The organism is Arthrobacter oryzae, from assembly GCF_031454875.1.
Classification (GTDB): Bacteria; Actinomycetota; Actinomycetes; order Actinomycetales; family Micrococcaceae; genus Arthrobacter; species Arthrobacter oryzae_D.
Genome location: NZ_JAVDRQ010000005.1, coordinates 370,577 through 390,734 on the forward strand (window position 1 = coordinate 370,577; position 20,158 = coordinate 390,734).

The 20,158-nt window shown below is 65.9% G+C and carries 17 protein-coding genes and 1 riboswitch; of the genes, 14 read left to right on the forward strand and 3 right to left on the reverse strand.

Annotated features, from left to right (window positions below; genetic code table 11):
- Positions 1-228: 228 nt before the first annotated feature.
- Both smc and ftsY read left to right on the forward strand, forming a co-directional pair.
- Positions 229-3,885, forward strand: a complete 3,657-nt coding sequence (smc, locus tag J2805_RS11675; protein WP_309976334.1) for a chromosome segregation protein SMC — start codon at positions 229-231, stop codon at positions 3,883-3,885.
- Positions 3,886-3,969: 84 nt separating this feature from the next.
- Positions 3,970-5,184: a signal recognition particle-docking protein FtsY gene (ftsY, locus tag J2805_RS11680; RefSeq protein ID WP_309976252.1), complete on the forward strand. Its 1,215-nt coding sequence runs from the start codon at positions 3,970-3,972 to the stop codon at positions 5,182-5,184.
- On the opposite strand, the gene J2805_RS11685 is transcribed toward ftsY, so the two are convergent.
- Positions 5,181-6,464 (reverse strand): MFS transporter, encoded by a 1,284-nt coding sequence (locus tag J2805_RS11685; protein ID WP_396134310.1) that lies wholly within the window; start codon positions 6,462-6,464, stop codon positions 5,181-5,183. The genes ftsY and J2805_RS11685 overlap by 4 nt on opposite strands.
- A 239-nt stretch (positions 6,465-6,703) precedes the next feature.
- Here J2805_RS11685 and J2805_RS11690 point away from each other — a divergent pair, with 239 nt between their 5' ends.
- A complete protein-coding gene (locus tag J2805_RS11690) occupies positions 6,704-8,056 on the forward strand; it encodes an ammonium transporter (RefSeq protein WP_309976254.1) in 1,353 nt (450 codons plus the stop codon).
- Positions 8,053-8,391, forward strand: coding sequence for a P-II family nitrogen regulator (locus J2805_RS11695; protein WP_011692333.1), 339 nt, complete (start codon positions 8,053-8,055; stop codon positions 8,389-8,391). Before J2805_RS11690 ends, J2805_RS11695 begins: the two co-directional genes overlap by 4 nt.
- Before the next feature lie 93 nt (positions 8,392-8,484).
- On the opposite strand, the gene J2805_RS11700 is transcribed toward J2805_RS11695, so the two are convergent.
- Complete coding sequence (locus J2805_RS11700; RefSeq protein WP_309976257.1) at positions 8,485-9,873, reverse strand: glucose-6-phosphate dehydrogenase; 1,389 nt, start codon at positions 9,871-9,873, stop codon at positions 8,485-8,487.
- A gap of 150 nt (positions 9,874-10,023) precedes the next feature.
- On the opposite strand from J2805_RS11700, the gene ffh reads away from it, so the two are divergent.
- Entirely contained in the window at positions 10,024-11,613 is a 1,590-nt protein-coding gene (ffh, locus tag J2805_RS11705) for a signal recognition particle protein (protein ID WP_309976259.1), read from the forward strand.
- Between the two features lie 95 nt (positions 11,614-11,708).
- Complete coding sequence (locus tag J2805_RS11710) at positions 11,709-12,446, forward strand: alpha/beta fold hydrolase (protein ID WP_309976261.1); 738 nt, start codon at positions 11,709-11,711, stop codon at positions 12,444-12,446.
- A gap of 65 nt (positions 12,447-12,511) precedes the next feature.
- On the opposite strand, the gene thiC is transcribed toward J2805_RS11710, so the two are convergent.
- Positions 12,512-14,335, reverse strand: a complete 1,824-nt coding sequence (gene thiC, locus J2805_RS11715; RefSeq protein ID WP_309976263.1) for a phosphomethylpyrimidine synthase ThiC — start codon at positions 14,333-14,335, stop codon at positions 12,512-12,514.
- A riboswitch (TPP riboswitch) is annotated at positions 14,330-14,437 on the reverse strand. Its footprint overlaps the gene before it by 6 nt.
- Before the next feature lie 84 nt (positions 14,438-14,521).
- Here thiC and J2805_RS11720 point away from each other — a divergent pair.
- The 8 genes from J2805_RS11720 (at position 14,522) to rplS (ending at position 20,131) form a co-directional block, all read left to right on the forward strand.
- On the forward strand, positions 14,522-15,631 hold the full coding sequence (locus J2805_RS11720) for an amidohydrolase family protein (protein WP_309976265.1): 1,110 nt from the start codon (positions 14,522-14,524) through the stop codon (positions 15,629-15,631).
- A 57-nt stretch (positions 15,632-15,688) separates the two neighbouring features.
- The gene (locus J2805_RS11725; RefSeq protein WP_309976267.1) at positions 15,689-16,564 is read left to right on the forward strand and encodes a VOC family protein; all 876 of its coding nucleotides are present in this window, start codon (positions 15,689-15,691) and stop codon (positions 16,562-16,564) included.
- 101 nt (positions 16,565-16,665) lie between these two features.
- A complete protein-coding gene (locus J2805_RS11730) occupies positions 16,666-17,103 on the forward strand; it encodes a hypothetical protein (protein WP_309976269.1) in 438 nt (145 codons plus the stop codon).
- 184 nt (positions 17,104-17,287) lie between these two features.
- Complete coding sequence (rpsP, locus tag J2805_RS11735) at positions 17,288-17,710, forward strand: 30S ribosomal protein S16 (RefSeq protein ID WP_028271661.1); 423 nt, start codon at positions 17,288-17,290, stop codon at positions 17,708-17,710.
- Between the two features lies 1 nt (position 17,711).
- Positions 17,712-17,954: an RNA-binding protein gene (locus J2805_RS11740; RefSeq protein ID WP_011692324.1), complete on the forward strand. Its 243-nt coding sequence runs from the start codon at positions 17,712-17,714 to the stop codon at positions 17,952-17,954.
- Positions 17,955-18,096: 142 nt separating this feature from the next.
- On the forward strand, positions 18,097-18,690 hold the full coding sequence (rimM, locus tag J2805_RS11745; RefSeq protein ID WP_309976272.1) for a ribosome maturation factor RimM: 594 nt from the start codon (positions 18,097-18,099) through the stop codon (positions 18,688-18,690).
- Complete coding sequence (gene trmD, locus J2805_RS11750; RefSeq protein ID WP_309976274.1) at positions 18,691-19,515, forward strand: tRNA (guanosine(37)-N1)-methyltransferase TrmD; 825 nt, start codon at positions 18,691-18,693, stop codon at positions 19,513-19,515. It abuts the gene before it with no gap.
- Positions 19,516-19,771: 256 nt separating this feature from the next.
- Positions 19,772-20,131, forward strand: a complete 360-nt coding sequence (gene rplS, locus J2805_RS11755; RefSeq protein ID WP_011692321.1) for a 50S ribosomal protein L19 — start codon at positions 19,772-19,774, stop codon at positions 20,129-20,131.
- The last annotated feature ends 27 nt before the right edge of the window (positions 20,132-20,158 follow it).

Genomic DNA, 20,158 nt, shown 5'->3' on the forward strand with positions numbered 1-20,158 from the left:
TGCATCATGGCTCATCCAGCTCCGCTGGATCCTGCCAAGTCGAACCGGTGTGAGACCACCGGCTCGAGCAGCGTCAAGCAACCCTTAGCCGCGAGTCTAAGGGCATGCGGCCAGGAGTGGCAAGGGTTTGGCTGCTGCCAAATGCCCAAATCCGCGCTTTGTCCGTGCCACGCAGTAGATTTGAGCCAGGAACCAGCCGCTTCAGCCACTCAGGAGATCCGAACCACCTTGCACCTCAAGAGCCTGACCGTCCGCGGATTCAAGTCGTTCGCGTCAGCCACGACGTTCGACTTCGAGCCGGGCGTCACTGCAGTGGTCGGCCCGAACGGTTCCGGGAAATCCAACGTCGTGGACGCCCTGGCCTGGGTCATGGGCGAACAGGGTGCGAAGACACTTCGCGGCGGCAAGATGGAGGACGTCATCTTCGCCGGCACGTCCGGCCGCCCTCCGCTGGGCCGGGCGCATGTGTCCCTGACCATCGACAACGCAGATGGCGCGCTGCCTATTGAATACAGCGAAGTGACCATTTCCCGGACACTTTTCCGCACGGGCGGGTCCGAATACGCCATCAATGGTGCCGGCTGCCGTCTGCTGGATATCCAGGAGCTGCTGTCCGATTCTGGCCTTGGCCGAGAAATGCACGTGATCGTGGGGCAGGGGCAGCTGGACAAGGTCCTGCATGCCACCCCGGAGGACCGGCGCGGCTTCATCGAAGAGGCGGCGGGGATCCTCAAGCACCGCCGGCGCAAGGAGAAGACGGTCCGGAAACTGGAGGCGATGCAGGCAAACCTGCAGCGGCTGAGCGACCTCACCAGTGAGATCCGCCGACAGCTGACCCCGCTCGGCAAACAGGCCGAGGTGGCTCGCCGGGCCCAAAGCGTCCAGTTCGAAGTGAGGGACGCCCGGGCGCGGCTCCTCGCGGACGACCTCGTGCAATTGCAGTCCGCCCTGGCACAGGACGTGGCCGACGAATCGGCACTGAAGGCGCGCAGGAGCGTCGTCGGGCAGGGCCTTGAAACCGGGCGCCAGCGGCAGGCGGTGCTGGAACAGCTTGCGGCCGAAGCTACCCCGAAACTCAACGCTGCCCGGGACACGTGGTACCAGCTCTCCGCGGGGCGGGAAAGGCTGCGCTCCCTCGGGTCATTGGCCGAAGAGCGCCGGCGGCTGCTTGGCGCCGCAGAAGATGTCCCGGACTCAGGCCGGGATCCTGAGCAGCTCGAACGGAACGCGGCGCGGGTCCGCGAAGAACAGGCGGCGCTGGAAAACGGCATCCTGGAGAAGCGCGCGGCACTGGAAGCCGCCACTGCAGCCAAGCAGCATGCCGAAAGTGCCGCCAGTGCCGAAGACAAACGGTTGGCCGCTGTCCTGCGCGCAGCAGCGGATCGCCGCGAAGGGCTGGCAAAACTGGCCGGCCAGGTTGGCGCCGCCCGGTCGCGCGTCGACTCCGCACAGGCAGAACTCGGCAGGCTCCGGGAATCCCAGGCTGCCGGCGATGAGCGCCGGCGGCGCGCCCAGAGCGAGTTCACTGCCCTGGAATCGCAGGTGGCAGGCGTCGAGGACGGCGAGGAAACCCTCGACGCCGATTACGAGGACGCCAGCGCTGTCCTGGACGCCATCCTGGCCGATATCGACAGGCTGAAATCCGCCGAGCGCGAGGGTGAAAGGGAACGGGACGCCCTCGTGGCCCGGCGGGATGCGCTGCAGCTGGGGCTCAGCCGCAAGGACGGTTCAGGCCGCGTCGCCGATTCAGGATTGCCCGGTGTCGTGGGGCCGCTCGCATCGATGCTCGCCGTCGAGGCCGGTTATGAAGCGGCAGTCGCCGCTGCCCTGGGAAGCTCCTCGGACGCCGTCGTCGTCCGGGACGCCGGTACCGCCGTCGAAGTGCTGCAGCTGCTAAAGGACGACGACGCCGGCCTCGCCTCGCTGCTGCTGGCAGCCGGGGAACAGCCGCCCGCCGATTTGCACGCCGTTCCCGATCAGCGGCCCCTTCCCGGGGATGCCCGCTGGGCCACGGACCTGGTCAGCGCGACGGGGCCGGCGCTGGAGGGAGTGCCGGGCGTCGACGGCCGCGCGGACAGCCGGGAAGCCGCCCCGCTGCTGGACAGCCTGCTGAATAGACTGCTTGCCGGAACAGCCGTTGTCACGGATCTGGAGTCGGCGGCACAGCTTATCCAGGTACAGCCGGAGCTGACCGTGGTGACACGCGCGGGTGACGTCTTCACGGCCTTCACCGTCCGGGGCGGGTCACCGAACGCGCCGTCGCTGCTGGAAGTGCAGGCCGCCGTCGACGAGGCCGAGGCAAGGCTCGCCACTGTCAGCGCGGATCTTGAACGGAACAGGTTTGCACTGGCCGCGGCCCAGGCCCGCCGTGCAGAAGCCCAGGACCGAGCGGACACCGCCTTGGACCGGCTCCACGAATCGGACGCCAGGCTTGCCGCCGTGGCCGAACGGCTGGGCCACCTGAACTCGGTACTGCGGAGCGCCGTCGGCGAGAGCGAAAGGCTTGGCGCATCGCTGGCCAAGGCCGAGGCGAACATCCTTGCCGAGCAGGACGCGCTGCAGGCAGCGGCCGCGCGCCTCGACGCAGCCCAGCAGGCTCCTGAGGATGAGGAACCCTCGCCGGAACTCCGGGACGAACTGGCCCTGGCAGCGTCAGCGGCGAGGTCGGCCGAAATGGAGGCCAGGCTCTCCCTGCGGAGCGCGGAGGAGCAACTGACTGCCACACGCAACCGGGCCCTGTCCCTGGAACGGGCAGCAGTGGCCGAGCGCCGTGCCCGCGAAGAGGCTGCCCAGCGTGCCCGCCGCCGCCGGATCCAGGCCGGCAGGGCGGCGGCCGTTTCGGCTGCCGTGGAGCATGTCATCGCTTTCATGGACGTGTCAGTGGAACTTGCCCTGCACGCGCGGGACCTCGCCGAGGAAGAACGGGAGCAAAGGGACCGGGAACTCGTGGAGGTCCGCTCACAGAACGACCTTCTCAGCCGCGAGCTGGCCGAACTGACGGACTCTGTGCACCGCGATGAGCTTGCGCGGACCCAGCAGCGCCTGCGGATCGAAGCCCTGGAACTGCGCTCGGTCGAGGAACTCGGCCTCTCGCCGGACCAGCTCGTGGCGGATTACGGGCCGGACCAGCCTGTGCCCGTACCCGCGGGGGAATCCGGTGACAAGTGGGCGGCACTCCGCGCGCCGGTGGACGAGGACGGCAGGCCGGTTCCGGAGGGCAGGCCCTTCGTCCGCGATGAGCAGGAAAAACGGCTCCGGAAAGCAGAACGGGACCTCTCCTCACTGGGGCGGGTCAATCCGCTGGCACTCGAGGAATTCGCTGCCCTGGAGGAACGGCACCAATTCCTCAGCACACAGCTCGAGGACCTCAAGTCCAGCCGCAAGGACCTGCTGGACATCATCAAGGAAGTGGATGATCGTGTCCAGAAGGTGTTCGCCGAAGCGTTCGCCGACACCTCGGCGCAGTTCGTCCGCGTTTTCGCACGGCTCTTTCCCGGCGGTGAAGGAAGGCTGGTCCTGACCGACCCCTCAGACATGCTCACCACGGGAATTGAAGTGGAGGCGCGGCCGGCCGGCAAGAAGATCAAACGCCTCTCGCTGCTGTCCGGCGGCGAACGTTCGCTGACGGCCGTAGCCCTGCTCGTGGCCATCTTCAAGGCCAGGCCATCGCCGTTCTACGTGATGGACGAGGTCGAAGCCGCCCTGGACGACACCAACTTGGGCAGGCTCATCACTATTTTTGAGGAACTCCGCGAGTCAAGCCAGCTGATCGTCATCACGCACCAGAAGCGGACCATGGAGGTTGCCGACGCGCTGTACGGGGTGACCATGCGGGGCGACGGCGTTTCAACGGTCATCAGCCAGCGCCTCGGAGCCGAAGTCTAGCCGCATTCGGCCCCGCGCCGACGCCCGGCTGAGGCTCCGGCAGCGTGTGACACATGGGGGAAACGTGTGTGAGAAGCTAGGGGAGTGAATGACATCCTCCCCATTATTCTTGCCATCCTCGCTGCCCTGGTGGTCATTGGCGGGCTGATCCCGGTCTTCATGAAGACCCGCCGGAACATCACCAAGTACCCGGGCACCCGCGACGCCAACGACCCCGTCGAACCCGTGCGCTCCGCTGGCGGAACGCTGCTGGAGGACCGCCCGGCGGTGACGCCTGAACGCAAGTCCACTGACGCCGTCGACCTCGAAGACCTGGAAACGGCCGAGGTCCCCGACGACGCGGCGGGACTTGAGGTCATTGCGGTGGAGACGCCGCTGCCGGTGGCGGGACGGCTCACCAGGCTCCGCGAACGCCTGGTGAGGTCAAACAACATCCTCGGCAAGGGCCTGCTCGCCCTCCTGTCCAGCGACAACATCGACGAAAACGTCTGGGACGAGGTCGAAGAAACCCTCCTGCTCGCCGACCTTGGCACCGAGCCGACCATGCAGCTGGTCGATGCCCTCCGGGAGCGCGTCAAGGTGCTGGGGACACGGACCCCCGAACAGGTCAAGGCCCTGCTTCGCGAGGAACTGATCAAGCTTGTGGACCCGACCATGGACCGCAGCCTCCGCACTGAACGCCACGCAGACACGCCGTCCGTCATGATGGTGGTGGGCGTAAACGGTGTCGGCAAGACCACCACCGTGGGCAAGCTCGCCCGCGTCCTCGTCGCCGAGGACAAGGACGTCCTGCTGGGCGCGGCGGACACCTTCCGTGCGGCCGCCGCCGAACAGCTCGCCACCTGGGGGCAGCGGGTGGGCGTGCCTACCGTCAAGTCCGACGTCGACGGCGCGGATCCTGCCTCCGTTGCCTATGAAGCGGTCAAGGCAGGCATCGACCAGGAAGTCGACGTGGTCATGATCGATACCGCCGGCAGGCTCCAGAACAAGGTGGGCCTGATGGACGAACTCGGCAAGGTCAAGCGGGTCATCGAGAAGCTTGCCGAGGTGGACGAGGTCCTGCTGGTGCTGGATGCCACCACCGGACAAAACGGCCTGAACCAGGCCCGCGTGTTCTCCGAGGTGGTCAACATCACCGGCATCGTCCTCACCAAGCTGGACGGCACGGCCAAGGGCGGCATCGTGGTCGCCATCCAGAAATCGCTCGGCGTTCCGGTCAAGCTGATCGGACTGGGCGAGGGCGCGGACGACCTTGCTCCGTTCGAAGTCGAGAGCTTTGTCGACGCACTCCTGAACTAGTTCGTTGATGCGCCGCTTTGGGCGTTCCGCTGGAACGTCTCGCGTGCCAACAGCCAGCCGGCGGCAGCCACGATCAGGACGCCGCCGGTGACACCGAATGCCCAGCCGTAGCCGAGCCGGTCGGCGAGGAGCCCGGCGAGCACGGGGCCGATGATTGCCCCTGCATCGGACATCATCTGGAAGACGGCAAGCACACGGCCGCCGGAACGGCCATTGCCGATCACGTCGGCGATGGCCGCCTGCTGGGCCGGCCCCAGCAGTCCGGAACCGATTCCGGCAACGGCCGAGGCCGCCAGGAACCAGGGCATATCGTGGGTCAGCCCGATGCCCGCAGTTGCCACCCCGGTGAGGACCAGCCCGGCAATCATCAGCGGCTTCCGGCCAAGGGTGTCCGCGAGTCTCCCGGAGACCGTGAGGGCTGCGGCGTTGCCGCCGGCGAACACGGCCAGCGCCCAGCCCGCCGCAGCGGTGCCGCCGCCCAGTGCCGCGACGGCGAAAAGCGGAACTGTTGCCATGCGCACGCCGAAGGTTGCCCAACCGTTGGCGAAGCTGGAGAAGAGGCCTGCCCGGTAGGCGCTGTCGTGCAATGCTTCGCCCAGACCCATCGCCTGCCCCGGGCTGCCGTCCTTCCGTGATCTGCCGGGGACGTGGCTGAGCTGGGTCTGCACTACAAGCGCCGCCAGGACCAGCGCAGCCGCATACGCCAGGAACGGAATGCGGAGGCCGAAACCGGCCAGGAGGCCACCGACAATGGGGCCGCAGACGTTGCCGATCAGGAAGGCGGAAGCGTACGCGCCGGAGACCCTGCCGCGGCTCTCCGGCGGTGCAAGCCGCACCACCAGGGCCATCGACGCCACCGTGAACATCACCGAGCCTGCGCCGCCGAGACCCCGGAAAATGAGCAGCTGCCAATAGTCCTGGGCGAACGCGCACGCCGCCGTTGAGGCCGCCACGATCAGCAGTCCGGCCACGTAGACGGGCCGTTCGCCGAGCCTCACGATCAATGCACCGCCTGCCGGTGCGAACAGCAGCCGCATGAACGCAAAAATGCTCACGATCACGGCTGCGGCAGTGGCCCCGACATCGAATGTCGTAGCGAACTGGGGCAACACCGGCGCCACCAGTCCGAAACCGAGCGCAATCAGGAACGCTGCAGCCAGCATCACCTTGATGTCACGCGGCAACTTGGTGTTGACGGGCTTTGCCTCACCCTCCGTGCGGCCTGATTTGCCGCTGTTCCGGCGCGGCAGGGGCTTGGCAGGGCGGAAACGATCGGTCATGGGGCCGTAGTCCTTGCAGGGGGCTGGGGGATGGCGGTTTGGGAATGGTGAAACATAACCGTAACAAGCAGGATATGCACCATTTACTTCCGGGAGGTTCTTGTAACAACCCGGACATCTAATTCCTCCGCCGGCGAAACACAGCCCGGCAAAAATCGTCTAAGAACGCAAAAAGGCGTTGGGCAAGCGGAGGATTCCGCTGGAACAACTACGGAACTAGGCAAGGGAGGACGTGCACCATGGAACTTACCGCAGGTCACGTATGGCTCATGGTTGCGGCGGCACTCGTGCTGTTCATGACACCAGGACTGGCATTTTTCTACGGCGGCATGACACGTGCGAAAGCCGCGCTGAACATGATGATGATGAGCTTCATTTCCATCGGCATGGTCGGTGTGGTGTGGGTGCTCTGGGGCGCATCAATGAGCTCCGGCGAAGGCTTCATGCAGATCGTCGGGAACCCGTTCGCAACATTCGGCCTTGAGGGCATCACGGCTCCTGACGGACTTATCAAGGTCGGCTACGCAGCAACCTTCGCCATCATCACGGTGGCACTGATCAGCGGCGCCATCGCCGACCGCGCAAAGTTTGGCGCATGGACCGTGTTCGTGCCTGTCTGGGTCACCCTGGTCTACTGCCCCATCGCGTACATGGTCTGGGGCGGCGGACTGTTCGGCCCGGAAGGCGCCGTCGGTCAGGCCCTCGGCCCGGCCATTGACTTCGCTGGCGGCACAGTGGTTCACATCAACGCCGGTGTAGCCGCGCTGATCCTGGTTCTGATCATCGGCAACCGCAAGGGCTTCGGCAAGGACCCGAACCACCGCCCGCACAACGTTCCGTTCGTTATGCTCGGCGCGGCTATTCTCTGGTTCGGCTGGTTCGGTTTCAACGGCGGCGCAGCCACCACGGCAGAGCAGGGCGGCCTCATCTGGGTCAACACGCTCGCCGCTCCGGCAGCTGCCATGCTCGGCTGGCTCATCACTGAGCGCATCCGCGACGGCCACCCGACCTCGCTCGGTGCAGCATCGGGTGTGGTTGCCGGTCTGGTTGCCATCACCCCGGCCTGTGCAAACGTCAGCCCGATCGGGGCTCTCGGACTCGGCGTCGTCGCCGGTGTGGCTTCCGCACTGGCAGTGGGCCTGAAGTTCCGCTGGGGCTTCGATGACTCCTTGGATGTAGTTGGCGTCCACCTGGTGTCGGGCATCATCGGCACCGTGGCACTTGGCTTCATCGCACTCCCGGTTGAGGGCGTCGGCGGCGGCCTGTTCTACGGCGGCGGACTGACCCAGCTGTGGGCCCAGCTCGCAGCGGCAGGCATCGCGATCGCTTACTCGGCCATCCTGACCACCGTGATCGCACTGGCGATCCACAAGACCATGGGCTTCCGGGTCTCCCAGGAGCAGGAAGTTGTGGGCGTGGACCTCAGCCTGCACGCAGAAACCGCTTACGAATTCGGCGTCGGCGGCCACGGCGGGAGCTTCCAGCCGCTGCATGAACTGATCACCGGCAAGCAGGGCGAAGAGCCCGCCCCGGTTTCGGAAGACGGCAAGAAGACTGATGCAGCAACAGGTAAGGAAAGTGTGGGGGCATGAAACTGATCACAGCAATCGTCCGGCCGGAAAAGCTCGACTCCATCCGGGAGGGGCTCGAATCCTACGGTGTGCAGGGCCTCACGGTCAGCGCCGCCAGCGGATACGGCAGGCAGCGGGGATACACGGAGGTGTACCGCGGGGCTGAGTACAACGTGGACCTGCTTCCCAAGATCCGCGTTGAGGTCCTGGCCACGGACGAACAGGCGGACGACATCCTGGATGTCATCATCGCCAGCTCCAACACAGGCAGGGCCGGCGACGGCAAGGTCTGGACGGTGGATGTCTTTGAAGCTGTAAGAGTACGTACGGGAGAACGCGGCTCGGCCGCAATCTAGCCCACTGCCAGCCCAATGATTGCAAAAGGCGGGCCCGGCACCTGAAAAGGTGCCGGGCCCGCCTTTTGCATGGCGGAATGCCTTGGGCAATGCCTAGGCAGGCCAGTCTTCCGGCCCGGCGGTTCCGGCGGCGTATTCCTCCAGCGGAACACTGCCGCGGCCCCAGGCCGTGATGACCGGCGCAACGATCCGCCAGCAGTCCTCGGCGGTGTCCGCCCGCACGGACAGCAGCGGATCGCCGGTGAGGACGCCTTCGAGGACTTCACCGTAGGGGAGCAGGTCGGAAGCGCTGAGTTCGGCGTTGAGGGTGGTCCGGTCAAGGCTAAGGACGTTTCCGGGGCCGTTCACGTCGACGTCGAACTGCAGGGTGTCAGGCCCGAATCCGATCCGGAGCTGGTTGGGCGAGTCGACGCCGGTGAAACCCCTGGGCAGATGGGGCACCGGTTTGAAGGTGACCACGGCCTCCTTGCGTTTCGCCCCCAGCGCCTTGCCGGAACGGAGGATGAACGGGACCCCCTGCCAGCGCCAGTTGTCGATGTCCACCCGTACTTCAGCCAGCGTCTCGGTGTTCCTGGCGGCGTCCACGCCATCTTCCTTGGCGTAGTCGGGCACTTTACGGCCGGAGATGGATCCCGCCGTGTACCGGGCGCGGCGTGTGCTCGACCGGTAGGGCGCCTTGATGCTGCTGGCACGCAGGAGAATGGCCACGGCGTCCCGGAGATCACGCTCCTCGACCGAAGCCGGCGGCTCAATCGCCATCAGGGCCATGATCTGCAGCAGGTGGCTCTGGATCATGTCCCGGAGTGCGCCTGCGGAATCGTAATAGCGGGCGCGGCCCTCCAAGGCGAGGTCCTCGTCAAAGATGACCTCCACCTTTTCAATGAAGTCCCGGTTCCAGACCGGTTCCAGGAAGGTGTTGGCGAAGCGGAGGCCCAAGATGTTAAGCACCGTTGCCTTGCCCAGGAAGTGGTCCACCCGGTGGATGTGGTCCTCCGGGACCAGCGCGGCCAAAGTCTCGTTGAGGTGGCGGGCGGAGTCCTCGCTGGAGCCGAACGGCTTCTCCATGACCAGCCGCGTGCCGGCCGGGACGTCCTCCGGGGCCAGCACTTCGCACGCCTTCTGGCTGACGTGGGGCGGAAGTGCGAAGTAGACAGCGACGGGAGCCTCAAGGCCGGATAACAGGGTGGCGAGCTCCCCGCCCGCAGTCACGTCAAGCTGTTGGTACACGGTTGTTCCGGTGATCCGTTTGAGCTCGCGCCTGCCATCGGCATCCGCTTGGGAGTTCGCATCGGCGAAGGATGATTCGACGCGCTCAAGCCACTGTTCCTGCGTCCACGGGTCCGATCCGGCTCCCACGAGGGTAAGTCCGCCGGCGCGCCCCTTGGCAGCCAGCCTGGCGAGTCCCGGCAGCAGCAGCCTGCCGGTGAGGTCCCCGGATGCGCCAAGGATGAGCAGGGTTTTTACACTTGTTTGGCTTGCCATCCTGCCAGCATGCCATCTTGAAGGGCTGTCTTGGTACCCTAGATAGTCGAGTCCCATTGTCGAGGCAGTTGGTCCAGGCCAACAACAGTCACGACTCTGGCGAGCCGCACCGGCCGCCAGCTGTAATCCACTGAAAGAAGTGCACGGCGCGTGTTCAATTCACTCTCTGACCGGTTGACAGCAACCTTCAAGAATCTCCGTGGCAAGGGCCGCCTCACCGAGGCGGACGTTGACGCCACCGTCCGCGAGATCCGGCGCGCCCTGCTGGACGCTGACGTTGCCGTGCCCGTGGTCCGGGAATTCACGGGCCGGGTGCGTGAGCGCGCCCTCGGCGCCGAGGTTTCCGGTGCGTTGAACCCCAGCCAGCAGATCGTGAAGATCGTCAACGAGGAGCTCGTTGAAATCCTGGGCGGCGAAACCCGGCGCATTCGCCTGGCCAAAACCGGCCCCACCATCATCATGCTCGCGGGCCTCCAGGGCGCCGGCAAGACCACCCTCGCCGGCAAGCTCTCCAAGTGGATGAAGTCCCAGGGGCACAGCCCCTTGCTCGTCGCCTGTGACCTCCAGCGGCCCAACGCCGTGACGCAGCTCCAGGTTGTGGGCCAGCGCGCCGGCGTGCCCGTTTTTGCCCCGCACCCGGGTGCCACCTCCACCGAGCTCGAACACCCGGCCGGGGACCCCGTGGCTGTTGCCCGTGCCGGCGTCGAAGAAGCGCGCCAGAAGCTGCACGACGTCGTTATTGTGGACACTGCCGGTCGGCTCGGTGTGGACGCCGAAATGATGGAACAGGCCCGCCAGATCCGCCGCGCCATCGTGCCGAACGAAGTGCTCTTCGTCATCGACTCCATGATCGGCCAGGACGCCGTCAACACGGCGCTGGCCTTCGATGAGGGCGTCAACTTCACCGGTATCGTGCTTTCCAAGCTCGACGGCGACGCCCGCGGCGGTGCCGCCCTGTCGGTCGCATCGGTCACCGGCAAGCCCGTCATGTTCGCCTCGACCGGTGAAGGCGTAAACGACTTTGAGCTGTTCCACCCGGACCGGATGGCGTCCCGCATCCTCGACATGGGTGACGTCCTCACCCTGATCGAACAGGCTGAAAAGTCCTGGGACAAGGATGAAGCGGCCAGGATGGCGAAGAAGTTCGCCGACCAGGAAGACTTCACGCTCGACGACTTCCTGGCCCAGATGCAGCAGATCCGCAACATGGGGTCCATGAAGAAAATGCTCATGATGATGCCGGGCGCGCAGAATATCCGCCAGCAGCTTGAGCAGTTCGACGAACGCGAAATCGACCGCGTGGAAGCGATCGTCCGTTCCATGACCCCGCACGAGCGCGTTGCACCCAAGATCATCAACGGTTCGCGCCGGGCGCGCATCGCCAAGGGCTCGGGCATGCACGTCTCGGACGTCAACGGCCTGCTGGAGCGGTTTGCCCAGGCCCAGAAGATGATGAAGAAGATGGCAGCCGGCGGCGGCATGCCGGGGATGCCCGGTATGCCGGGCATGGGCGGCGGCGGTGGAGCCCGGAAGGGCGCCAAGAATGCGCCGAAGAAGAAGGCCAAGTCCGGAAACCCGGCCAAGGCTGCACAGGAACTGCGCGATGCCGAGGCGCGGCGCGCCAACGCTGCAAAAGCACTGCCGACCGGTGCTTCCTTCGGCCAGCAGGGAGCGGACTTCGACCCGTCCCAGCTCAACCTGCCCAAGGGCTTCGACAAGTTCCTCGGCGGGAGCAAGTAGTTCCCGGCGGCGCGGCCACCCGCACGGGCAACTTCGGTTCCGGCGGGTTCAATGTCGGCCGCCGATTTGTCCGGCTATTGCCATAGGGTTGGGGCATGTTTAAGCAGCGCGTAGTGTTCGTCCACGGTTCGGGGGCCTTCGGGTCCGCCGCGTGGCCCAAGCAGCACGGCATGGCCCTGGCCTACGACGCTCTGTTCCTGCGCCGCCACGGCTTTGACGCGACGGCGGAACCCCTCGAATCGGACTTCCAGGCTGACACGGACATTGTTCTCGGCGCCCTGGCGGACGAGGGCCGGGGCGCCGCCGGCGGGCATGTGGTAGCGCACTCGCAAGGTGCCATTGCGGCCATGATGGCGGCCGTGGAACGGCCGGACCTGGTGCAGTCCCTCACGCTCGTGGAGCCCGCGTGCCTGTCGCTGACCGCCGAACTGCCGGCTACCGCCGCACACCGTGCCCTGATGCAGCCGCTCTTTGATGTGCGGCACCAGCTCGGCGACGACGACTTCCAGCGCGAATTCGTACGGCGGGCGTTTTCCGTGCACAGCGACGATCCGGCAACGCCGGAGGCACGGAGCGCAGCCCGCCGGCTCCGGCTGCAGGCACCTCCGTGGGAGGCGCCGCTGCAGATTGTTCCGGGCGTCCCCACACTGGTCCTCACCGGCGGCTGGGAGCCGCTTTACGAGGAAATCGCCGGCTACCTGCGCGAGACCGGTGCCCTGCACCGCGTAGCAGCGGGCGGACACCGGCCCCAGGACTCGCTGGAGGGCGACCGGTTCATCCGGTCGTTCATCGCGGAGGTCAGCCGGCGTCAGCAGCAGCCCCGCGCCTCCTGATCAGCTTTTCCTGGCCTACGTCCGGCTGGCCCCCAATGCCAGCCGGACGGCGCCCCGAAGAGCCGTTACTTGCCGGCTGACTCCGGAAGCTGCAGCTCCGGCAGGTAGACCTTGCCGCCCGCGGCGAGGAATTCGTTGCTCTTCTCACGCATTCCCGCAGCCATCTCCGCCAGGGCTGCCTGCGCCTCGGCTGAACCGTATTCGTCCCTGATGTCCTGGCTGATGCGCATGGAGCAGAACTTGGGACCGCACATCGAGCAGAAATGGGCGGTCTTCGCCGGTTCGGCGGGCAGTGTCTCGTCGTGGAAGGCTTCCGCCGTGACCGGGTCCAGGGACAGCGCGAACTGGTCCCGCCAGCGGAACTCGAACCGGGCCTTGGACAGTGCGTCGTCCCGCTCATGGGCGCCGGGGTGGCCCTTGGCCAGGTCGGCGGCATGGGCTGCGATCTTGTAGGTGATCACACCGGTCTTCACATCGTCCTTGTTCGGCAGACCCAGGTGCTCCTTGGGCGTGACGTAGCAGAGCATGGCAGTGCCGTACCGGGCGATTTCCGTGGCGCCGATGGCGGACGTGATGTGGTCATAGCCCGGGGCGATGTCCGTGACCAGCGGCCCGAGGGTGTAGAACGGGGCCCCCTTGCAGAGCTCCTGCTGGCGTTCCACGTTCTCGCGAACCAGGTGGAACGGTACGTGGCCGGGTCCTTCCACCATCACCTGCACGTCGAATTCCCAGGCGCGCTGCGTCAGTTCAGCCAGCGTATCCAGCTCGGCGAACTGGGCGGCATCGTTGGCGTCCGCCGTAGCTCCGGGCCGCAGTCCGTCGCCCAGTGAGAACGCGACGTCGTACTTGGCGAAGATCTCGCACAGCTCGTCGAAGTGCGTGTACAGGAAGTTTTCCTGGTGGTGGGCCAGGCACCAGCCGGCCATGATGGCGCCGCCCCTGGACACGATTCCGGTGACCCGTTTGACGGTGAGCGGAACATAACGGAGCAGCACGCCGGCGTGAATGGTCATGTAGTCCACACCCTGTTCGCACTGTTCGATCACGGTGTCGCGGAAGATTTCCCAGGTGAGGGCGTTAGCTTCGCCGTTGACCTTCTCCAGGGCCTGGTAGATCGGTACCGTGCCGATCGGGACCGGGGAGTTGCGGATGAGCCATTCCCGGGTCGTGTGGATGTCGTCGCCGGTGGACAGGTCCATCACCGTGTCGGCGCCCCACTGGGTGGCCCACTGCAGTTTGTCCACTTCCTCGGCGATGGAGCTGGTCACGGCCGAGTTTCCGATGTTGGCGTTGATCTTCACCAGGAAGGCCTTGCCGATGATCATCGGTTCCGATTCCGGGTGATTGATGTTGTTGGGGATGATGGCGCGGCCGGCAGCCACTTCGCTCCGGACCAGTTCCACGTCACAGTTCTCGCGGAGGGCGACGAACTGCATCTCGGGCGTCACCACGCCCTGCCGTGCGTAGTGCATCTGGGTGACGGTTTTGCCGTCGACGGCGCGGCGGGGCACCGGCTGTGCTCCCTTCCACTCCGCGGAGGCCGCACCGCGGCGCACGGCCGACTTGCCGTCGTCGAGCAGGTTCCGTTCCCGGCCGCTGTAGGGCTCGGTGTCGGCCCGCGATTCGATCCACCGGGACCTGAACGGTTCCAGGCCCAGCACGGGATCGCTACCGGGCCCCGCCGTCCGGTACACCCGGAACGGAGGGTTGGCCACGCCGCCCGGTGAATCCTCCAGAGCGATCTCGGTCACCGGCACCCTCATCCCGGTGTCCTCGTCAGTGATGAACGCCAACGAGTGGGACTTCAGTGACTGCGTTTCAGTGGTTCCCGAGTTGCTTACGGCAGTTTCATTTTGGGCAGGGAACAGCTGTGTTTCTTGTGTATTCACGGAATACTCACTTCCTTCGCCGGCATTACCCGGACAGGTTCAACGGTCGCAGGCTGCATCAGCCCGATCTCAGCCCCTGCAAGGGCACCCGTGTGGTCGTAGACGAAGCTACCACAGGGCCGGGCAGTGTTCCTGTCACACAGCGTTCACGCCAGCAGCCGCCGTCCGCCGGTCTAGGCTTGAAGCATGGCTGGCATCATCGAATTCAGCGGGACCGTTCTCACGGCCCCCGACCAGGAACGGCACGGCCTGTGGGCCGTCAACGGCAGGCTGACGTTCAGGCGCCCGGCCGTTCCCCCCGACGTTGTGCTGGACGGCTGGGTCCTGCCGGGCCTGGTGGATGCGCATTGCCACATTGGACTCGGGCCGGCAGGGGACGTTTCCGAATCCCTGGCCGAGCAGCAGGCCGTCACGGACCGGAACGCCGGCACGCTCCTGGTGCGCGACGCGGGAGCGGTGCATGACACGCGCTGGATCCAGCAGCGCACTGAGCTGCCCCGGATTATCCGGGCGGGGCGCCACATTGCCAGAACCCGCCGCTACCTGCGGGGATTCGCCGTCGAAGTCGAGCCGGACGGACTCGTCGAAGCGGTGCGCAAGCAGGCGCTCGCCGGTGACGGCTGGGTCAAGCTCGTGGGGGACTGGATCGACCGCGACGCCGGCGACCTCACGCCGTCGTTCCCCGCAGCCGTGGTGCGGGACGCTGTCCGCGCCGCCCACGATGAAGGGGCCAGGGTGACGGCGCACTGTTTCGCCGAGGACACGCTGGATGACATGCTCGACGCCGGCATCGACTGCATCGAACACGGAACCGGCCTGCTTCCCCGGCACCTGCCCAGGTTCGTGGAACAGCGTGTGCCGATTGTTCCCACCCTCATCAATATCGCCACGTTCCCGGAGATCGCCGACCGGGCGGAAGCGAAGTTTCCCCGCTACGCAGCACACATGCAGGCGCTGTGGCAGCGGCGGAACGAGCGGATCCTGGAAGCCTACGAGGCAGGCGTGACGATTTACGCCGGGACGGATGCGGGCAGCGTCATCAGCCACGGCCGGATCGTGGATGAGATCCACGCGCTGCACGCCGCCGGCCTGCCGGCAACAGCAGCACTGGACGCTGCGTCATGGGCCGCGCGGGAATGGCTGGGAGCTGACGGCATCGCGGAAGGGGCCAGCGCCGACGTCGTGGTCTGCGGACAGGACCCGCGGATCAGTCCGGAAACACTGGGGGAGCTGAAGCACATCATTCTCCGAGGGCGGGAACTCCGCGGGAATAAATTGAAGCTTCAAGTAATTTAACTCTATGTAATCGTCGCCGGCAGCCGGTGGCGTAGTTTCGGGAATTTGGAAGTTGCCATGACCACAGAATCCAGCAGCAAGGACCTGCTGCCCGCCGATCTCGCCATGGGCACCGTGATGCTCAAGGTGGGGAACATGAAGCTGATGACGGACTATTACCAGCGGGCACTCGGGCTGGAAGCCGTGGCCGAGCAGGACGGTGGCGTGTACCTTGGCCGCGGCGGAAGTCCCCTGGTTCACCTGGCGCCGGCCCCCGGGCTTAACCTCCCGGCGCGGGGTGAGGCCGGACTCTTCCACACCGCGATTCTTTTCGAGGACCGTCCGGCGCTCGCCGCCACGGTGGCGTCGGCGGCACGGTACGAACCGCGGTTGTTCACGGGCAGCGCGGACCATCTCGTCAGCGAGGCCTTCTACTTCAGCGACCCCGAGGGCAACGGAATCGAACTCTACTGGGACCGCCCGCGTGAAGCCTGGTCCTGGGAGGGCGGCACCGTGGTCATGGACAGCCTCGCGCTGCCTCCCCAGAAGTTCCTGCAGGATCACCTGACGGAGGATGCGGTGAGCGGACAGCGGGGATCCCGGGCCGGCATCGGGCATGTCCATCTTCAAGTGGGCGATGTGAAGTCAGCGCAGGATTTTTACGTGGGCACCCTTGGTTTCGAACAGACGGCGGGCTGGCACAGGCAGGCCCTGTTCGTCTCGGCCGGCGGCTACCACCACCACATGGCCATGAACGTCTGGAACAGCCGGGGCGCCGGGCCCAGGAAGGACACTCTGGGCCTGGGCGAAGTCCTGATCGAAGTGCCGGAGGGCGACGACGTCGGCGCGCTCGCGGACCGTTTGGGGGTTGCCGGTGTTCCCTCCCGCCACAACGGGGCGGAGCTGCAGTTCGAGGATCCGTGGCGCAACCGGATCCGCGTCGCCGTCCGCTAAGAGTGCGCTGGCCAGCACCTCCATCTGGGTTAGGCTGAATCCGGAAGGCCCCGGGCAGCCGCCAGGACCATCACACCGCCGACGGAATGAGGATGATTTCCATGGGTTTCACCGAAATCTTTGTTTCCACCCACGATGAGGCACTTAAGCGCGCCGGGGTACTCGACGGCGGGGGCCCTGCAGCTCCTGAGGCGCTCCGGATTCCGGACATCAGCGATTTTGAAATCGAGCAGCTCGGCGACCTTGCAGGGGCGGCGGTGCACGCGGCGGGCGCCGACTACGAGCTCGCCATGGTGGATGTGGCCAGCGATTCGCTCCTGGGCGTGCCGGCGGCAATGGTCCGGGCACTCGCGGAACTCCTCAGCTACGAAACCGAGGGGGACGGCGACATCCTGGAGGACGTGGCGGCCAGGTGGGCAGCCGAGGAGGACATGCCTTTCGGGCCCGAAGAGGCCCGCGGCTACGTTCAGCGGCTGGCCCAGCTCGCCGGCAGCGTGGACCCCAACGCCCGAACCGGACTGTACGTATGGTCCTCCTGACCCGGCCGCTGTGTGTCAAGTCGAAATCCCGGCGTTGATCTGGCACAATGAACAGGTACTCGATCTGCGTGGCCCCTCTCTCCGCGTCCGGATCCTGTCCTTTTAGAACCCCCTAGTACGGCCCGCCCCACGGGTGCAGAACGCCGGGCTCGACCCCGTTTCAGAAACAGGAGTGACCACAAAAGTGGCCGTAAAGATTCGCCTTAAGCGCTTTGGTAAGATGCGCGCACCGTACTACCGCATCGTCGTCATGGACGCACGCTCCAAGCGTGATGGCCGTGCCATCGAAGAAATCGGCAAGTACCACCCGACCGAAGAGCCCTCATACATCGAGGTCGACACGGACCGTGCCCAGTACTGGCTCGGGGTCGGCGCACAGCCGTCCGAGCAGGTTGCCGCGATCCTCAAGATCACCGGTGACTGGCAGAAGTTCAAGGGTCTCCCCGGCCAGGAGGGCACCTTGAAGACCAAGGCTCCCAAGGCTGCCTTCGTTACCCCGGAAAAGGGTTCCGTGATCATCCCGGAAGCCATCACCAAGAAGGCCAAGAAGGACGAGGCAGCCGAAGCTTCCACCGAAGCTGAAGCAGAGACCACCGAGGCTGAGTAAATTGCTGGCAGAAGCGCTCGAACACCTTGTCCGCGGGATCGTTGACAGTCCTGAGGACGTCAAGGTCAGCGCCAAGAACAACCGCCGCGGGGACACCCTCGAGGTGCGCGTTCACCAGGACGACCTCGGACGGGTGATCGGACGTCAGGGCCGCACGGCACGCGCACTGCGCACCGTCGTGGCGGCGCTGGCCGGTGGCGAACAGGTCAGGGTCGACGTCGTCGACACCGACCGCCGCCGGTAAACGCCCCGCACATATTTGTCTCAAGTCCGGCCCCTTCACCAGATTATGGTGGAGGGGCCGGACTGTTTTTCAGCAGAAACCCGGCGCGGCAGCAGGCGCGCGGCAGAACCAGCACAGAACGAATCCCGGAACAGAGGAACAGATGCAGCTTCAGGTGGCACGAATCGGCAAACCGCACGGTATCCGCGGCGAAGTGACCGTCCAGGTCCTGACCGACGCGCCGGAGGACCGCTTCATTCCGGGCACGGAATTCCGGGTCGAGCCCGCGACGGTGGGAACGCTGACCGTGGACAGTGCCCGCTGGAACAAGGACATCCTGCTGCTGGGTTTTGAGGGTGTTGAGACCCGCAACCAAGCCGAAGCCCTGCGCGGGGCCAGGCTGTTCATCGAGACTGAAGAGCTCGCCGAGGACGACGACGAAGGCTGGTACGAGCACGAACTCGTCGGCCTGGAGGTCCGCGTCGGCGAAGCCGTTGTGGGCAAGGTGACCGGGCTGCACACCCTTCCGGTCCAGGACCTCATTGTCGTCGAGGCAACGGACGGCAAGGAGATCCTAATTCCCTTCGTGGAGGAGATCGTGCCCGAGGTCAATGTCGGCGAAAAGTACATCCTGGTCACCCCGCCGCCCGGGCTCTTTGACATCAACGCGGATGATTCGGGCGAAACACCGGATGACGGCGACACCGGGCCGGGCAGGACCGACGCAGGCAAGACCGAGGCCGGAGACAACGCGTAAATGAGGATCGACGTCGTCAGCATCTTCCCGGAGTACCTTGCGCCACTGGAACTGTCCCTGATCGGGAAGGCCCGCCAGGACGGCCTGCTGGACCTCAACGTCCACGACCTTCGGGAGTTCACCACTGACAAACACCGGTCGGTGGACGACACCCCGTACGGCGGCGGCGCCGGCATGGTGATGAAGGCTGAACCGTGGGCACAGGCGCTGGCTTCGGTGGCCGGGGCAACGGAAGGTGCCCACTCCCGCAAACCGGTGCTGATCGTCCCGTCCCCGGCCGGTGAACGGTTCACCCAGGCGCTGGCCCACGAACTCGCGGAGGAAGACCAGCTCGTCTTCGCCTGCGGCCGGTACGAGGGCATTGACGAGAGGGTCATCGAGTGGGCGGAAGAACACTTCACCGTCCGGCCCATGAGCCTGGGGGACTATGTCCTGAACGGCGGTGAAGTGGCCGTCCTGGCCATGACGGAAGCCATCGTCCGGCTGCTTCCCGGTGTTGTTGGCAACCCGGAGTCCCTCGTTGAGGAATCACACTCCGACGGCCTGCTGGAATACCCCGTGTACACCAAACCCTCCACCTGGCGTGACCGCGACGTTCCGCCCGTATTGCTGAGCGGCAACCACGGCAAGATTGCGCAGTGGCGCCGCCACCAGCAGTACCGCCGCACGGCCGAACGCCGCCCGGACCTCCTGGCCGGTTTCGACGCCGGAAAGCTGCCGCGCGCGGACCGCACCGCACTGGGGGACCTGGGGTACGACGTCGTCGACGGTCGCCTGAGGCTACGCCCGGAGGCGGGCGGAGAGGGCGCGGCCGGCCAGGCCTGACGCCCGGCGGGACAACCGCCGCCAGCGGGCGGTTCCGGATTCGCCGGAATCCTCCGAATGTGGCAAAATTAGTCCTTGTGCCTGCTGGGTGCGCACCTGCCACAGGGGGAGCGACGCCAACAGCCCGGCACCCCGGCCCCGTCAATCAGTGATGGAACCGGAACAGAAGACTTTCGGCAGTGATTTCCGGGCTTTCCCGGGCTTGGCTGCCGTGACCCAAAGTGGATGACCTGTGGCGTTCACCAGGAGTGGATCAATGCATATCCTCGATACCGTAGACGCAGCGTCGCTGCGCACTGATGTTCCCCAGTTCCGCGCGGGTGACACCCTCAAGGTTCACGTGAACATCATCGAAGGCAAGAACTCCCGTGTCCAGGTTTTCCAGGGCTTCGTCCTGGGCCGCCAGGGCGACGGCATCCGCGAAACCTTCACGGTCCGCAAGGTCTCCTTCGGTGTCGGCGTGGAGCGTACCTTCCCGGTACACTCCCCGATCATCGACAAGATCGAGGTCGTCACCAAGGGTGACGTCCGCCGCGCCAAGCTTTACTACATGCGTGCACTGCGCGGTAAGGCTGCGAAGATCAAGGAAAAGCGCGACTTCAGCACCGCCAAGTAAGTCTTCCGGACTTCCACGGCGGGTCCA

Bases quoted from the DNA above. Each gene is read 5' to 3' on its own strand.
- J2805_RS11685 (WP_396134310.1), bottom strand. From the start codon at position 6,464: ATGACCGATCGTTTCCGCCCTGCCAAGCCCCTGCCGCGCCGGAACAGC.
- J2805_RS11690 (WP_309976254.1), top strand. From the start codon at position 6,704: ATGGAACTTACCGCAGGTCACGTATGGCTCATGGTTGCGGCGGCACTC.
- J2805_RS11695 (WP_011692333.1), top strand. From the start codon at position 8,053: ATGAAACTGATCACAGCAATCGTCCGGCCGGAAAAGCTCGACTCCATC.
- J2805_RS11700 (WP_309976257.1), bottom strand. From the start codon at position 9,873: ATGGCAAGCCAAACAAGTGTAAAAACCCTGCTCATCCTTGGCGCATCC.
- J2805_RS11710 (WP_309976261.1), top strand. From the start codon at position 11,709: ATGTTTAAGCAGCGCGTAGTGTTCGTCCACGGTTCGGGGGCCTTCGGG.
- J2805_RS11720 (WP_309976265.1), top strand. From the start codon at position 14,522: ATGGCTGGCATCATCGAATTCAGCGGGACCGTTCTCACGGCCCCCGAC.
- J2805_RS11725 (WP_309976267.1), top strand. From the start codon at position 15,689: ATGACCACAGAATCCAGCAGCAAGGACCTGCTGCCCGCCGATCTCGCC.
- J2805_RS11730 (WP_309976269.1), top strand. From the start codon at position 16,666: ATGGGTTTCACCGAAATCTTTGTTTCCACCCACGATGAGGCACTTAAG.
- rimM (WP_309976272.1), top strand. From the start codon at position 18,097: ATGCAGCTTCAGGTGGCACGAATCGGCAAACCGCACGGTATCCGCGGC.
- trmD (WP_309976274.1), top strand. From the start codon at position 18,691: ATGAGGATCGACGTCGTCAGCATCTTCCCGGAGTACCTTGCGCCACTG.
- rplS (WP_011692321.1), top strand. From the start codon at position 19,772: ATGCATATCCTCGATACCGTAGACGCAGCGTCGCTGCGCACTGATGTT.